General features: G+C 67.3%; 10 protein-coding genes. 4 read left to right on the top strand and 6 right to left on the bottom strand.

The annotated features are described in order from the left end of the window. Positions 1-85 precede the first annotated feature (85 nt). Positions 86-2,788, bottom strand: coding sequence for a TonB-dependent receptor (locus tag BM436_RS12370; protein WP_093555819.1), 2,703 nt, complete (start codon positions 2,786-2,788; stop codon positions 86-88). Positions 2,789-3,153: 365 nt separating this feature from the next. Between BM436_RS12370 and BM436_RS12365 the strand changes: the two genes are divergently transcribed. After that, positions 3,154-4,149 carry a LacI family DNA-binding transcriptional regulator gene (locus tag BM436_RS12365; protein ID WP_093555818.1) on the top strand — a complete coding sequence of 332 codons (996 nt, stop codon included), beginning with the start codon at positions 3,154-3,156 and terminating at the stop codon, positions 4,147-4,149. Between the two features lie 64 nt (positions 4,150-4,213). Here BM436_RS12365 and BM436_RS12360 read toward each other — a convergent pair whose 3' ends face one another. Continuing rightward, entirely contained in the window at positions 4,214-5,104 is an 891-nt protein-coding gene (locus tag BM436_RS12360) for a dienelactone hydrolase family protein (protein WP_093555817.1), read from the bottom strand. Positions 5,105-5,231: 127 nt separating this feature from the next. After that, positions 5,232-6,182 carry an AEC family transporter gene (locus tag BM436_RS12355; RefSeq protein ID WP_093555816.1) on the bottom strand — a complete coding sequence of 317 codons (951 nt, stop codon included), beginning with the start codon at positions 6,180-6,182 and terminating at the stop codon, positions 5,232-5,234. 128 nt (positions 6,183-6,310) lie between these two features. Between BM436_RS12355 and BM436_RS12350 the strand changes: the two genes are divergently transcribed. After that, on the top strand, positions 6,311-7,069 hold the full coding sequence (locus tag BM436_RS12350; RefSeq protein ID WP_093555815.1) for a sulfite exporter TauE/SafE family protein: 759 nt from the start codon (positions 6,311-6,313) through the stop codon (positions 7,067-7,069). 157 nt (positions 7,070-7,226) lie between these two features. On the opposite strand, the gene BM436_RS12345 is transcribed toward BM436_RS12350, so the two are convergent. From BM436_RS12345 to BM436_RS12335, 3 genes are all read right to left on the bottom strand, one after another. Then, complete coding sequence (locus tag BM436_RS12345) at positions 7,227-8,441, bottom strand: Dyp-type peroxidase (RefSeq protein WP_093555814.1); 1,215 nt, start codon at positions 8,439-8,441, stop codon at positions 7,227-7,229. Between the two features lie 3 nt (positions 8,442-8,444). Beyond that, the gene (locus BM436_RS12340; protein WP_093555813.1) at positions 8,445-9,671 is read right to left on the bottom strand and encodes a DUF8225 domain-containing protein; all 1,227 of its coding nucleotides are present in this window, start codon (positions 9,669-9,671) and stop codon (positions 8,445-8,447) included. 123 nt (positions 9,672-9,794) lie between these two features. Beyond that, positions 9,795-10,814, bottom strand: coding sequence for an AraC family transcriptional regulator (locus BM436_RS12335; RefSeq protein ID WP_177307148.1), 1,020 nt, complete (start codon positions 10,812-10,814; stop codon positions 9,795-9,797). A gap of 208 nt (positions 10,815-11,022) precedes the next feature. Here BM436_RS12335 and BM436_RS12330 point away from each other — a divergent pair, with 208 nt between their 5' ends. Both BM436_RS12330 and BM436_RS12325 read left to right on the top strand, forming a co-directional pair. Then, the gene (locus tag BM436_RS12330; RefSeq protein WP_093555811.1) at positions 11,023-12,699 is read left to right on the top strand and encodes a 3-(methylthio)propionyl-CoA ligase; all 1,677 of its coding nucleotides are present in this window, start codon (positions 11,023-11,025) and stop codon (positions 12,697-12,699) included. Positions 12,700-12,760: 61 nt separating this feature from the next. Further along, the gene (locus BM436_RS12325) at positions 12,761-14,920 is read left to right on the top strand and encodes a TonB-dependent receptor (protein ID WP_093555810.1); all 2,160 of its coding nucleotides are present in this window, start codon (positions 12,761-12,763) and stop codon (positions 14,918-14,920) included. Positions 14,921-14,934: the final 14 nt, after the last annotated feature.

Below are 14,934 nucleotides of genomic sequence, written 5' to 3'. Positions count from 1 at the left end.
CTTGTTTTCCAAATCCAAACCAGATGCAAACACCGGGGTCAGACCCAGCGGGTCTGACCCCAGCAGTTGCCGTTGGTTATAATGCTTACAGCTTGTAGTTCAGCCCGAACAGCACCGTGGAGCCGTATTTCACGGTGTTGGTGATGTTGTCCGGACGGTCCTGGTATTCCTGGTACTTGGCGTTGTTGGCATTATTCACCTGCACCATCAGCGAGGCGCCCTTCAGCGGGCCGCTCTGGAACTCGTAACCGAGCTGCAGGTCGATCACGCGCTCCGCCTTGATGTACTGGAAGCGGCGGGTGGACGCGAAGCCGATGATCTCGCCCAGGAAGTCCGAGCGCGCCCGCTGCGACACGCGGGCCGACCAGCCGTGCCGCTCGTAGTACACCGTCAGGTTGCTGGTCTGGCGCGACAGGCCGGGCAGCGGGCTGGTGTCCGACGTGCCGAAGGGCTTGATCGAGCTTTGCGTGCGGGCGTAGCTGGCTTGCGCGCCCAGGCCGTCCAGGTAGCGGGTCAGCATGCCGAAGGGCAGCGACGCCGACAACTCCACGCCGTGGATATTGCCGCCCGAGCCGTTCTGCGGCTGCGTGAACTCGCCGATGTTCGACTTCGGCGTGAAGGTTGACTCGTTGCGGTGGCCGGTGAAGTCGTAATTGCCGTTGGTGTAGGTGTAGATGTAGGAGTCGAGTTTCTTGAAGAAGGCCGCCGCCGCCACGTAGGCCTGCTTGTCGAAGTACTTCTCGTACGACAGGTCGACCGCCTTGGCCAGGAAGGGACGCAGCTTCGGATTGCCGCCGCCGCCCTTCCAGATCGGGCCGTGCTTGTCCAGGCCATCGACGTAGTAGGTGCCGCTGTTGCTCATCTGGTCCATGCGGGGGCGCGCCATCACCTTGGCCATCCCCAGGCGCATGGTCTGGCCACCGCCCAGGTCCGCCGCCAGGTTCATGCTGGGCAGGAAGTCGCGGTAGCTGTCGCCGTCCGTCAGGGCCGACACCACGCGGTCCGAGTCGCCGGTGCCGCTGCTGGTGTCCACCGTGTTGCCGGTCGAGCTTTGCTTGATGTGCACCAGCTGCGCGCCCACGTTGCCGCGCAGCGGAATGCCGGCGACGCTGGTGTCGACGTCGAACTTGACGTAGCTGGTGGCGGCCTTCTCCATCACTTCCCACGCCTTCAGGTAGATGTCGAAGAAGTTGTTGTTCACCAGATTGTAGCGGTCCGCGATCCCCAGCTCGTTGTAGCTGACCATGGAAATGCCCGAATCGCCCGCCATGATGCTGCCCACGCCTTCCGGCAGCGCGCCGGTCGCCGTCACGCCCTCCTTCAACTGCATCTGGAATTCCGGCACCGAGCGGCTCTTGTAGCGGTCCGAGTAGTTGACCCCGAAGGTCACCTTGGACAGCGGCCAGCCGTCCGGCAGCGCGCGCTCGGCCGAGGCGCGGCCGGACTTCAGCGTGTCGCGCACCTCCAGCTTCTTCAGATAGCCGGCCATGCCCCAGCCGCCGGCGTCCATCAGGCGGATGGTCTGCGCGTCGGCGTAGTTCAGCGACGGCGTGAACACCACGCCCGGCAGGCCCGCCGCGCCGTTGGCGAACTTGATGGTGTCGCCCACCGATTTCGGCGCGCCGGCCCAGGTTTCGTACGGGGTTTCCTTGCGCATCGCGCTGGAGTAGCTCAGGTCGGCCTCCACGCTCCAGTCGTCGTCCACGCGCAGCTTGTTGTTCCAGCCGGCCGCCTTCAAGGTGGCGGAGTTGCTGTCCACGTTGTTGGCCAGCACCGAGTGCACATTGGTCCACGCGCCGCTATCGACCTTGCCGTCCTTGACGACCGGGTTGATCAGGGCACAGGCCGGCGCGCAGCCCGCCGTCCAGGTGGCGTTGGTGACGAACTCGATGCCCTTGCGGATGGTGGGCGAATCGAACTTCGAGTAGTACAGGTCCAGCAGGCTGGAGAAGTTCTTGTTGGGACGCCATTGCAGCGCGGCCATCAGGCCGTCGCGCTTTTCCTCCTTGTGGTTGGTGAAGGCCTTGAGCCGCGTCGGCGCGCTGACCTTCACGCCGTTCACCAGCACGTCCGAATAGTCGCCCTGGCGCAGCACCGAGTCGCCGCTCTCCTCGAAGCGCGCGTAGCCGACCGCCAGGCCCAGCGTGCGGTTCATGTACTGGTCGATGTAGAAGGCCGACAGGCGCTTGCCGTCGCCGCCGCCGTCCGCGCCGATGCCGCTGCGCTGGCCGCGCAGGTTGACCGCCATGGTGCGGCCGGAGAACGACAGCGGACGCACGGTCTGCAGGTCGATGGTGCCGGCCAGGCCCTGGCCGATCAGGGCGGCGTCCGGGGTCTTGTAGATCACCACCCCGGACAGCAGCTCGGACGGGTACTGGTCGAACTGCGCGCTGCGGTTGTCGCCGGTGCTGACCTGCTCGCGGCCGTTCATCAGGGTGGCGGCGAAGTCGCCGGACATGCCGCGCACGCTCACCTCTTGCGCGCGGCCGGCCACGCGCTGGGCGGTCAGGCCCGGCAGGCGGGCGATCGATTCGGCGATGCTGGAATCGGGCAGCTTGCCGATGTCCTCGGCCGAAATGGCTTCAACGATGGAGTCCGAGGACTTCTTCACCGAGATGGCGTCCTCGATACCCTTGCGGATACCGACCACCACCACTTCGCTCATCTTTTCGCTGGCGGCCGCGCCAGGGGCCGTGTTCTGCGCCTGCGCTCCGCCGGACATGGCCACCAGGGCCGCGGCGGCGGCGATGGGCGTGAGGCGTGCGATGGAAATCTGTTTGCTTGGCATTACTGTCTCCCGATTTTCTTCGAATGGTCGGCGCTGGGCGCCTGTTTCGTCTGCAACGGAATGAATATTAGCCGATTACGCAATCGATTACGTAAACATTTTTTTCGCGGCTTTTACTTTAACGTTGTAGTTTGGCTACATCGCACTGGTAAAGAGAATTGGCGGACCGAAGCGCCGGGGAACCAACTTTAACGTTTACGTAAACTGCCGCGCGGGCGTAAAATGGCCGCTCCACGCCGCGCGCTTCGTCTACAATCGCTCGCGACATTCACAACTCTGGCAAGGCACTCATGGGCGCACCGCGCAAGCAAGCACTTTCGACACCCGCCGCGGGCGAGCAGACGCCGCCGGCAGGCAGGCCGCAGATGTCGGATATCGCGCGGCTGGCCGGGGTGTCCGTGTCGGCGGTGTCGCGCGCCCTGCGCGGCAAGCCGGACATCGGCGAGGAGACGCGCAAGCGCATCGTGGAGCTGGCGCAGTCGCTGAACTACACGGTGAACGTGAGTGCGCAGAACCTGCGGCTCAAGCAGAACAACACGGTGGCGGTGGTGGTGCCGCCGATGAACAACCTGCGGGAGCAGTTGACGGAGCCGTTCTTCATCAGCCTGATCAGCTCGCTCGCCAACACCCTCACCGACCGCGGCTACGAGATGCTGCTGCTGCGCATAGACGCCGACACCGCCAACTTCGCGGACCTGTACTACACCGGCCGCGCGATAGGCTTGATCTACACCGGGCAATGGCTGCCGCACGACCGCCTGAACGAGCTGGCGATGGCGCGCGTGCCGATGGCCTTATGGGGCGAGCAGCGTCCGCGCCAGATGTACTGCACGGTCGGCACGGACAACAAGCATGGCGGCAAGATCGCCACCGAGCACCTGTTCGCGCAGGGCGCGAAGCGGATCGCCATCATCGGCGATTTCGGCACGGTGGAACTGGAGAACCGGCTGGCGGGCTACCGCCAGGCGCACGCGGAGCGCGGCGTGGCGGCCGATCCGGCGCTGCTCATCAACACCAAGTTCCACACGGCGCACATCGAGCGGGACATGCAGGCGCTGATCGACAGCGGCGCGCCGTTCGACGGCGTGTTCGCCTGCAGCGACCTGGCCGCGATCACCGTGATCAACACGCTGATACGCAACGGCCGCGCGGTGCCGGACGATGTGCTGGTGGTGGGGTACGACGATATCGAGCTGGCTTCCTACTTCCGCCCGGCGCTCAGCACCGTGCGGCAGCCGATGGAGGAAGCGGGCAACGTGCTGGTGGAGTCGCTGCTCGCCCAGGTGGCGGGCGGCCGCCCCGAACCGCGCCAGCTGACCACGGAGTTGATCGTCCGCGAATCCACCCGGCGCACGGCATAAAACCGGGGACAGCGGCGTAGGGAGGAGTAGCTGAAAGCCACTCCGCCGAACGCCCGCGGCATGCTCAGGCCAGCTTGGCCCTGAAGAAATCCACCGTCCGCTGCCACGCCAGCTTGGCGGCCGCCGCGTCGTAGCGCGGCGTGGTGTCGTTGTTGAAGCCATGCTCCACGCCCGGATACAGGTGGTACTGGTAATTCACCCCGGCCTCCTTCAGCGCCTTCTCGTACGCCGGCCAACCCGCGCGGATGCGCTCGTCCTTTTCCGCGTCGTGTATCAGCAGCGGCGCCTTGATGCGCGCCACGTCGGTGACCGCCGGCTGCTGGCCATAGAACGGCACCGCGGCCGCCAGGTCCGGCAACTGCGTGGCCAGGTAATTGGCGATGCCGCCGCCGAAGCAGAACCCCACCACGCCGATCTTGCCATTCCCCTCCGGCAGCTTCTGCAGCCACTGCGCGGCGGCGACGAAATCGGCGCGGGTCTTGGCCGCATCGAGCTTGGCGAAGGCCGCGCGCGCCTTGTCCTCGTCGCCCGGGTAGCCGCCCAGCGGCGTCAGCGCGTCCGGCGCGAAGGCCACGAAGCCCTCCAGCGCCAGGCGCCGCGCGACGTCCTCGATGTGGGGGTTCAGGCCCCGGTTCTCATGCACCACCAGCACCAGCGGCAGCTTGCGGCTGGCGCCCGTGGTGGCGGGCGTCACCAGGTAGCCGCGTATCGTGCCATTGCCCTGCGGCGAGGCGTATTCGACGAAGCGCGCGTTGATGCGCTTGTCGTCCGCGTTCACGATGGGCGCGGCGAAGCTGGGGCTCAGCGCGCCCAGCAGGCTGGCGGCCGTGGCGCCTCCCACCGCGTAGCGGCTGGCGGACGAAAGGAAGTCACGGCGCGAGATGCCGCCGTGGACATATTGGTCGAACAGTTTCATTACTTCGGGGTCGAAATCAGCTGCTGTTTTACGCGTCATTGGTCGGCTCCTGAGTGGGCAAAAGGTCGGCTGCCAGTGTAGCGCAAGGCCGGCCTTTCCAGCGCGCGCCGGAATGGAATATTTCCAAATATTCAAGCTCGGATTTGCGCCGGCCACGCCGCCCGCGTCAGCCCAACAGCCACAGCAGGCCGCTCAGCGTGAAGAAGGACGCGATGGTGGTCAGCACCAGCGCCGCCGCGCAGCGGTCCTCCTGGCCATAGGCCTGCGCCACGATGAGACAGATGCTCATCATGGGCATGGCCGCCATCATGATCGCCGCCGCGCGCAGGTCGGCGTCCAGCGGCGCCATGCCCAGCCACGGCAGGCCGGCGATGACCAGCGCCACCGCCAGCGGATGCAGCACCAGCTTGGCGAACACCACCGGCGCCACCTTTTTCACCATGCCGCGCATCTGCAGGCCGACCAGCGTGCCGCCGATGACGAACAGCGACAAGGCGCCGCTGGCCTGGGCGAACAGCGTGACCGTGCGGCTCACGGGCGCCGGCAGCTTCCACTCCAGCAGCGACACCGCCATCCCGGCGGCCAGGCTGAGGACCAGCGGATTGCGCGCCAGCCGCGCCAGCGACCGCGCCAGCGTCTTGCCCCAGCTGTTGCCGGCGGCGGCGCCGCGCCCCGCCTCGGCCATCGCGATCACCAGCGGCAGCATCACCACGTTCTCCACCAGCACGTTCAGGGCCAGCGCCACGGCGGCGACCGGGGCCAGCGTCAGCAACAGGATGGGGTAGCCGATAAAGCTGCTGTTCGAGCAGCAGGTGCCCATGGCGTACAGCGCCGCCTTGGTGCGCTCCATGCCGGAGCCGCGCCGGCACGCCAGGTAGACCGTCGCCAGCATCAGCAGCGAGCCGCCGAGATAGGCCAGCAGATAGCCCGGATACAGGATGTCCGAGACGTGGCGCTGGGCGATGGCGTTGAACACCAGCGCCGGCAGCGCCAGGTTGATGACGAATTTGCCGAAGGTGCGCATCTCGGCCTTGGCGAACACGCCGGCGCGCGTGGTGGCGTAGCCGAGGAAAATGATGACGTAGATGGGACTGGTGATGGCGAGGATGTCGAGCATTGGGGGGCGGAACGCTGGGCTGGATGCCCACAGTATCGCATTTGGCGGCCCCGTCTGCAGGAATGCCGCGATGGCCCTAGAATGGCGGGGCTCCCGTCCAGGCCACAAGAAACCGAAAGTCCCCCCGCATGCTGATCGCCGATCCCCTCTTCTACGCCGTCGCCGTGCCGGCCGTCCTGCTCACCGGCATCTCCAAGGGGGGCTTCGGCAGCGCCCTGGGCGGCGTGGCCGTGCCGCTGATGGCGCTGGCGGTCTCGCCGGTGCACGCGGCGGCCATCATGCTGCCGGTGCTGTGCCTGATGGACCTGGTGGGCCTGCGCGCCTACTTCGGCAAATGGGACCGGGCCAACCTGCGGGTCATGCTGCCCGGCGCGGTGCTCGGCATCCTGGCCGGCACGCTCACCTTCGGCATGCTGAGCGAGGACGCGATCCGCATCCTGATCGGCGGCATCGCCGTGCTCTTCTGCGTCAACAACTGGCTGGGGCTGGCGGCGAAGCAGCACGCGGCCGGCCTGTCCGCCATCAAGGGCACCTTCTGGTCCGCCATCTCCGGGCTGACCAGCTTCATCGCCCACGCCGGCGGGCCGCCGGTGATGGTCTATCTGCTGCCGCAGCGGATGGACAAGGTGCGCTATGTCGCCACCGTCAGCGTGTTCTTCACCTTCGTCAACGCCATCAAGCTGATTCCCTACGCCTGGCTGGGACAGCTCTCGCTGGACAACCTGGGCACCAGCCTGGTGCTGTTCCCGCTGGTGCCGGTGGGCGTGTACCTGGGCATCTGGCTGCAGGACAAAATCAACCTCGCCTGGTTCTACCGCATTTCGCAGACCTGCCTGTTCGTGACGGGACTGCAGCTGATCTACCAGGGCGGCGGCGCCTACATCTAGGCGCCTGGTATTCATGCGGGGAATATCAGAGATCGGAATAAAAAATTGGACCGTATCGCGCCATCGCCGCATAATAGACCCGTCTCCTCCACTTCTTCCCAAAGAATTGGATTTAGCCCGCTCCCGTAGCGGGCTTTTTTTTGTCCGCGCGGCGCCGTCAGCCGCCCGCGAAAATGGACGCGCCGGGGAAGGCGTCCGCGTCGTCCAGCGGCGGAACCAGGTAGACGCCGGCGGCCGACACCTTCAGCAGCTCCACCGCGTCGGCGCCGCCCGCCACCGCCCCGCCGAAATTCGTGTTGCCCAGCCACCCGGCGCGCGTCAGCAAGCGGAACACGCGCGCCGGCGTGTCCTGGAAGCTGACGAAATTAAGCCCCAGTTCGAATGGCGGGTCGCCCGTGGCGCTCTCCATGAATTCGTAGCCCTGGCGGTAGATCCGCAGGGACTGCGGGTCCGCGACGGCCTGGTTGTGCTGCAGGTTGGCGCGCTGGACGTGGCTCTGCCGGAGCGCCGTGTCGGTGACATACGGCGGCTCCCGGTGGTCGTTGTTGCCCGGTTCGCCTATCCCGCCCGTGCCGGCGAAGGGACATCCCTGCTTCGGCACCGGCACGCCCTCCGGCGTGCGCGCCACGATGGGGCAGCCGGTGACCTTGTCGCGTCCCACCAGCAGCTCCTGATTCGGCCGGCTTAGTTGACGCCAGCGGGCGATGGCCACGTTGAGCCGGATGAAGCACAGATAGCTGCCGCCCGCGTAGGCCCCGGTCTTGATCGCGATGGCCTGCTCGCGCTCCTCGCCGCTGCGCAGGTTGGAGACACCGTCGTGGAAATCGATCCAGCTGCGGCCGTCGTCCCGCTGAAAGCCGCTGTAGCTGCTGGCCAGGTAGAGCGGCGCGTCGCCCGTCTCGCGCTGCTGGTCGTGCAGGTACTTCCAGGTTTCGAGCAGCGCGCGCTGCACGGCGAGTTCCGTGTTGGCGATGAACTGGACGATGACCGCCTCCGTCGCCCGGTTCTTCACGACATGCGCCTCGTACTGCAAACCCGCGCCGGGCAGCAGGGGGCCGCCGCCGGAGGTCCGGGCCGCGAGGAACTGGTGCTGCGGCCCCAGCTCGTCCGGCCGCGACACCGACCCGTCGATGCGGAAGGCGTTGGAGCCGTAACCCAGCGTCACGGTCAGCTCGCCGGTAGGTACCGCCACGCCGGGCAGGTCCGGAATCCTCCCCGCCTTGAGGCCCTGGTACACCGCCCACAGTCCGGCCATGCAGGCGTGCACCGACGCGGCGTCCGCCTGGTCGGCCGCGGAGAGGCAGGCCAGCACGAAGAATTTGCCCGGCCGCTCGCCCTCGCGATAGTAAATGCCCTCCTGGATGGCGCCCACCGCCTACTCCCGCCAGCCCATCCGGCGCGGCGCCACGCGCCCGGCCTGCGCGGCCTGGTCGTACTCGGCCTTGAGCGACTTGATGCGCTGGCATATCTCCGCCTCGGAGCACGGGATCGCGGTGGCGTCCTCGGTCAGCATCTTGTAGTCGGCCTCCTTCAGCACGCTGGGCGGGCCGATGCGCAGCTTGGGGCCGACCTCGATGTGGCGCACCACGTCGTAGCCGCCGGTCAGCGGCGTCCTGCTGGCGCCTTCGACCAGCACGATATCGTCGAGGAACACGTCCTCGGTGTCGGGCGGCCCGAACTCCAGGCGCTGATTGCCCCGGCTCCTGCGCAGCCACGCCGGCGGCAGGGGCTGGTCCTGGTACTCGAAGGCGGACTCGGTGAATTCGTTGATGTAGACGCCCAGGTCCGGGCTGAAGGAGATCTTGCGCCCCTCGTACGCCTGCTGGTGCGCGGCGGTCGCCGCCGCCGGATCGGCGTGGCGGCACGCCAGCTGGGTGACGCCGAAGGCCCTGAAGATCTGCTCCTTGGTGGCGGGCCTGCGCTCGCCGCCCACCATCCGGGCGTAGGGCTGGGCGCCGAACAGCACGATGTAGAGCAGGTCGTCCAGGCCGTTGATGGGATGGGTCATGAACAGCGCGTTGCGCCGGTTGAGGTCCCCCTCGGGCTGCGCGGGCACGCCGGCGTCCTGCAATTCAGGATCGCCACCGTTGCCGGCCGTTTGCCTGGCGAAGGCGACTTTCCGCCGGCGGGCCGACAGCGCCACCGGGTCGGACACGCCGTACAGGTCCTGCCACGTGGGCGCGGCGCCCAGCACCTGCTCGCACATGGAGCGCAGGGCGACCGGATCGTGCACGGCGACGCACTCCCAGTATTCGCGCAGTTCGGTGGTGACCTGCACCCGTTTGGGCCTCAGGTTTCCGGCCGCGTCCACGCCGTCGATGACGCGGTATTCGCAATACTCGTTGTGCAGCGCGTGGCGCCCGCGCACGCCCCAGTCGCTCAATACCCGGGCCACGGCCTCGCTCATGCAGAAGGCCGGTTCGGCCGGATCGCCCGGCCAGGACACGGGGGTGTCGCCGGCCTGGATCAGTTGCGGATCCAGCACGAAGAACTTGCTGTGCAAGCCGCCCTGTCCAGCGTACTTCCTCTTGATGGTGTCGTTCCAGCGCTGCAGCAGGGAGGGCGGGAGATTGTCGGCGTTGCCGGGGGAGGTGAAGTGCATCGTTTGCTCCATAGCGTGAAGTGTGAGCGGCGGCCAGACCCCGATTCTGATCGCCATTCGATGCGAGAATGTTCACGCAATGTCACATCCGCCGGAAAAACAACATCCCGGCCGCGCCGCCTTTCACGCGTCGGAAAGCCGCTTGCGGTACTGCTTGGGCGTGGTGTTGAACCAGCGCTGGCACGCGCGGCAGAAGGTGCTCTGGTCGGCGAAGCCCAGCATGAAGGCCACCTGGCCCAGCGCCATCTGCTCCTTGCCCAGGTATTCGCGCGCCAGTTCGCGCCGCGTGTGGTCCACCAGGTCCTGGTAGCTGGTGCCCTCCTCCCGCAGGCGCCGCTGCAGGGTGCGCTCGCTGATGCACAGCGCGGCCGCGGCGGCGCCGCGCGGCGGGTCGCCGTCCGGCAGGCTGCGCACGATGATGTCGCGCACCCGCGGCGTGATGCGGGTGCCGTCCATGCGGTCCAGGAAGTCGCAGGCGAACTTCTCGTGCATCTCCGACAACTTGACGTTCGCCGCCGGCAGCGGCGCGGCCAGGTCGGCCGCCGAGATCAGCAAGCCGTTGCGGCGCGCGCTGAAGGTCAGCGGCCCGGCGAACGCGCGCGCGTGCGCCTGCGTGCTGCCCGGCTCCTCGTGCTCGAACTCGACCGCCGTGGGGTTGACCGGCCTGCCGCTGATCCAGCGGCAGATGTTCAGGATGGTGATGAGGATGAATTCGCCGCGCTGCCGCGGCACAGGCAGTTCGCCGCCGGCGATGGACAGCGTCAGCCACGTTCCGCGCGCGCCGTCGGGCACCAGCGCGAAGCGGGCGGCGTCGCTGATGACGCGCAGGTAGCGCACGAAGCGCTGCAGCGCCACGTCCAGGTTGGGCGCCGTCATCATGGTGTAGGTCAGCAGGTCCAGCGTGGCCGGCCGCGGGCAGTCGGACGAGGCCAGCGAAATCGCCTCGTCGCCCGACACCGCCGTGATCACGTTCCACAGGCGGCTCAGCTGGTCGCTCTGGATGCGCTGGTGCGGATCGCCCACGTGCTCGGCGGGGATGCCCGCGTCGGCGAAAATCGGCGCCGGATCCATCCCCGCGCTGACCAGCATGTCCCTGATACCGTGCAGCCACGATCCCGCCGTGGTTGGTTGCGCCTGACTCATTACCATCCCGATCCGTCTCCGTGCGCGCGGTCTTCGCCGCCGCTGTCCTCGCCAAACAATAACTTGGCCTTCCCGGGCAAGACGCCCGTCCGCCCCTCCCCTAAAGTCACTACAACACAGGGCGGGCCAGTCTGTCCCTCCAAAATATATCACTGAAACAGAGCGCCGCGGGCAGGTCTTTTCCCGCACCGCGGGCCAGGAGACCTTTATGTACCAGCATGTCCACAGTCCGCTGCCAGGCCAGATGATGCGGCGCCCGCTTTTGATTTCCTCCATCCTGCGCCACGCGGACCGCCACTTCGGCGACCGCGAAATCGTGTCGCGCCAGGACGATGGCTCCCTGCACCGCTACACCTACCGCGACTGCCACAGCCGCTCGCGCAAGCTGGCCGGCGCGCTGGCCGCCATGGATGTGCGCATGGGCGACCGCGTGGGCACGCTGGCCTGGAACGGCCATCGCCACCTGGAGCTGTACTACGCGGTGTCCGGCTCCGGCGCCGTCATCCACACCATCAACCCGCGCCTGCACGCCGAGCAGCTGGCCTTCATCATCAACGACGCGGGCGACCAGCACCTGTTCTTCGAGCGCTCCTTCGCGCCGCTGGTGAAATCCATCGCGCCGCGATGCCCGAACGTCAAGTCCTTCATCCTGCTGGACCGCGACGCCGCGGGCATCGAAGGCATTCCCAGGCTGGTCTGCTACGAGGACCTGATCGCCGCCCGGGACGACGATTACACTTGGCCGGTGTTCGACGAGGACGCCGCCTCCGGCCTGTGCTACACCTCCGGCACCACCGGCAATCCCAAGGGCGTGCTGTACTCGCACCGCTCCACCATGCTGCACTCCTACGCCTCCGTGGCGCCGGACATGCTCAACCTGTCGGCGCGCGACTGCGTGATGCCGGTGGTGCCCATGTTCCATGTGAACGCCTGGGGCCTGCCCTACTCGGCGGCGCTGGTGGGCGCCAAGCTGGTGCTGCCCGGCCCCGCGCTGGACGGCGCCTCGCTGCACGAGCTGTTCGAGCGGGAGGGCGTGACCTTCTCCGCCGGCGTGCCCACCATCTGGCTCGGCCTGCTGAACCACGTGCGCGGCAACGGCCTGCGCTTCTCCACGTTCGCGCGCACCGTGATCGGCGGCTCCGCCTGCCCGCCCGCGCTGATGGACGCCTTCCGCGACGACTACGGCGTGCAGGTGATCCACGCCTTCGGCATGACCGAGATTTCGCCCATCGCCACCGTGTGCACGCTGCAGGCGCACCACGCTGCGCTGCCGCCGGCGGAACAGCGCCTGCTGCTGCAGGCCCAGGGCCGGGTGCCGTTCGGCGTCGACATGAAGATCGTCGACGACGACGGCGCCGAGCTGCCTTGGGACGGCCAGACCTTCGGCCACCTGATGGTGCGCGGCCCGTGGGTGGTGGACGCCTACTTCCAGCAGCCGCCCGGCTCCGCCGTCGTCGACGGCTGGTTCCCCACCGGCGACGTGTCCACCATCAGCGCCGACGGCTACATGCGCATCACGGACCGCAGCAAGGACCTCATCAAATCCGGCGGCGAGTGGATAGGCTCCATCGACCTCGAAAACATCGCCATGGCGCACGCGTCGGTGCTGCAGGCGGCGTGCGTCGCGGTGGCGCATCCCAAGTGGGAGGAGCGGCCCTTGCTGGTGGTGGTGCGCAAGCCCGGCTGCGCGCTGGAGCGCGACGCGCTGCTGGCGCACTTCGAGGGCAAGGTGGCGCGCTGGTGGATACCGGACGACGTGGTGTTCGTCGACAGCCTGCCCATGGGGCCCACCGGCAAGGTGCAGAAAAACAGAATCAGGGAGCGGTACCGCGACCACCTGATCAAAACCACAAGCGAAAACCGGGGTCAGACCCCGCGGGTCTGACCCCTGATTTTGCCGCTGGTTTTTTGCCAGCGGCACTACAACTACAACAAAGGAGACAACAATGCGCAACACCAAAAAGAATGTACTCGGCACCGTGGCGGTGCTCGGCATGGCGGCCAGCGCCCACGCCCAGCAAGCCCCCGCGCCGGCCAACCACATCGCGGACGAAAACAAGGTCGTGGTCACCGCCCAGAAACGGGAGCAGTTCCTGCAGGAGGTGCCGGTGTCGGTCAATGTGATGAACGCCCAGTCGCTGGCCAACGCCAAGCTGGACACCGGCACGGAGATCGCCCGCCTGGTGGCCAACCTGCGCGTGTCCACCCTGGGCGACGAATCGCAGCCCAAGTTCTCGCTGCGCGGCATCTCCAGCTCCGAGTTCAACCTGAACGCCATCTCGCCCACCGGCGCCTTCTTCGACGAGGTCTACGTCGGCGCCCAATACCTGGGCGGCGCGCAGATCTTCGACGTCGAGCGGGTGGAGGTGCTGCGCGGCCCGCAGGGCACGCTGTTCGGCAAGAACACCACGGCCGGCGCGGTGAACTTCATCTCCAGGAAGCCGACCTTCCGCCAGCAGGGCGAACTGACGCTGGGCGTGGGCAGCAACAACTACCGCGAGGCCAAGGGCATGGTGGAAGTGCCGCTGATCGAGAACCGCCTGAGCGCGCGCCTGGCTTTCACTGGCGCGCGGTCGGACGGCTACATCAAGAACGTCAACCCGGCCGGGCACGACCTGTCCAACATCGAACGCAAGGCCATGCGCCTGACGCTGGGCTACAAGGGCGACGACGGCCTCACCGGCACGCTGCGCCTGTTCGCGGTCAACAACAACCCGGAAGCCATCGGCGCGACCAACGAGGGCCTGGCGGCGAACGGCTTGAACGCCAACGGCAAGGACCCGCGCGTCAATCCCTTCACCGGCGCCCGCCTGGGCGACCGCGAAGTGGCCACCGACCGCTCCGGCGTCATCGAGGTGCGCGGCAGCGGCGGCTACCTGACGCTGAACAAGAGCCTGGACTTCGGCACCATCACCTCCATCACCTCCTTCCTGAACGGCCGCTTCCTGAACCTGGTGGACGCGGACGGCACCATGGACCCGCTGCTGCACATCGACTTCCGCTCGAAGACGCACGAGTTCAGCCAGGACCTGCGCTTCTCCAGCTCCTTCGACGGCCCGTTCCAGTTCATCGCCGGCGTCTACCACCAGCGCGACAACGTCGACATCGGCACCACCTACACCATCTTCGGCGGCCCGCCGGTGCTGCCGATCCTGGGCCAGCGCTACCACCAGGAGCGCCGTTCCCACGCCGCCTACGTGGACGGCACCTACGACGTGGACGAACGCGTCACCGTCTACGGCGGCCTGCGCTACACGCGCGACGAGGGCGACCTGAGCGGTTTCCACGTCACCCCCATCATCCCGGTGCAGCCCACCCTGAGCTACAGCGACGCCAAGCCCACCGGCCGCCTGGGCGCCAGCATGAAGGTCACGCGCGACCTGATGGTCTACGGCCACTACGCGCGCGGCTACCGCAGCAGCGCCTTCAACGGCGGCGCGCTGACCAACGCGGCGGACCTGAACGTGGCCAAGCCGGAGTACCTGAACTCCTTCGAGGTGGGCGTGAAGTCGCAGGTGCTGGACCGCAAGCTGACCTTGAACGCGTCCGCCTTCCGCTACGACTTCAAGCAGCAGCAATTCCTGAACGTGGTCGGCATCAGCTCGCAGCAACTGGTCAACGCAGGGCAGTCGCAGATCACCGGCGCGGAATTCGAAGCGATGCTGCAGGCCACCCGCGACCTGCGCTTCAACGCCAGCGTCGGCCTGCTGGACGGCACCTATCGTTCGCTGCTGCTGAACGGCGCCGACCTGTCGGGCAAGCGCATGATCGAGGCGCCCCGCTACACCGCCAACGCCGGCATCGACTACAACATGCTGGTCGCCGGCGGCTACAAGCTGAGCTTCCACGGCGACGCCAGCCTGGTCGGCGAGCAGTACTTCCTCGCCACCAACGCGCCGAAGTCGCGCGTGGGCGTGACGCGCGACGTGGCGGCCCGCGTGGCCCTGCTCAGTCCATCGAAAAAGGTCGAAGTGGCGGTGTATGGTAAAAATCTGAGCGACAACCGCAATCCCACCGGCATCGTGCTGGACCCGACGTCGCAGACGAAGTTCACCACCGTGCCGTACCCGCGCCGCTATGGCGTGGACGTGACGTTCCGCTACTAACCAGGACGACGGAG

Source organism: Pseudoduganella namucuonensis (assembly GCF_900116645.1).
GTDB lineage: Bacteria > Pseudomonadota > Gammaproteobacteria > Burkholderiales > Burkholderiaceae_D > Rugamonas > Rugamonas namucuonensis.
This window is presented reverse-complemented; position numbering and strand designations above follow the sequence as displayed.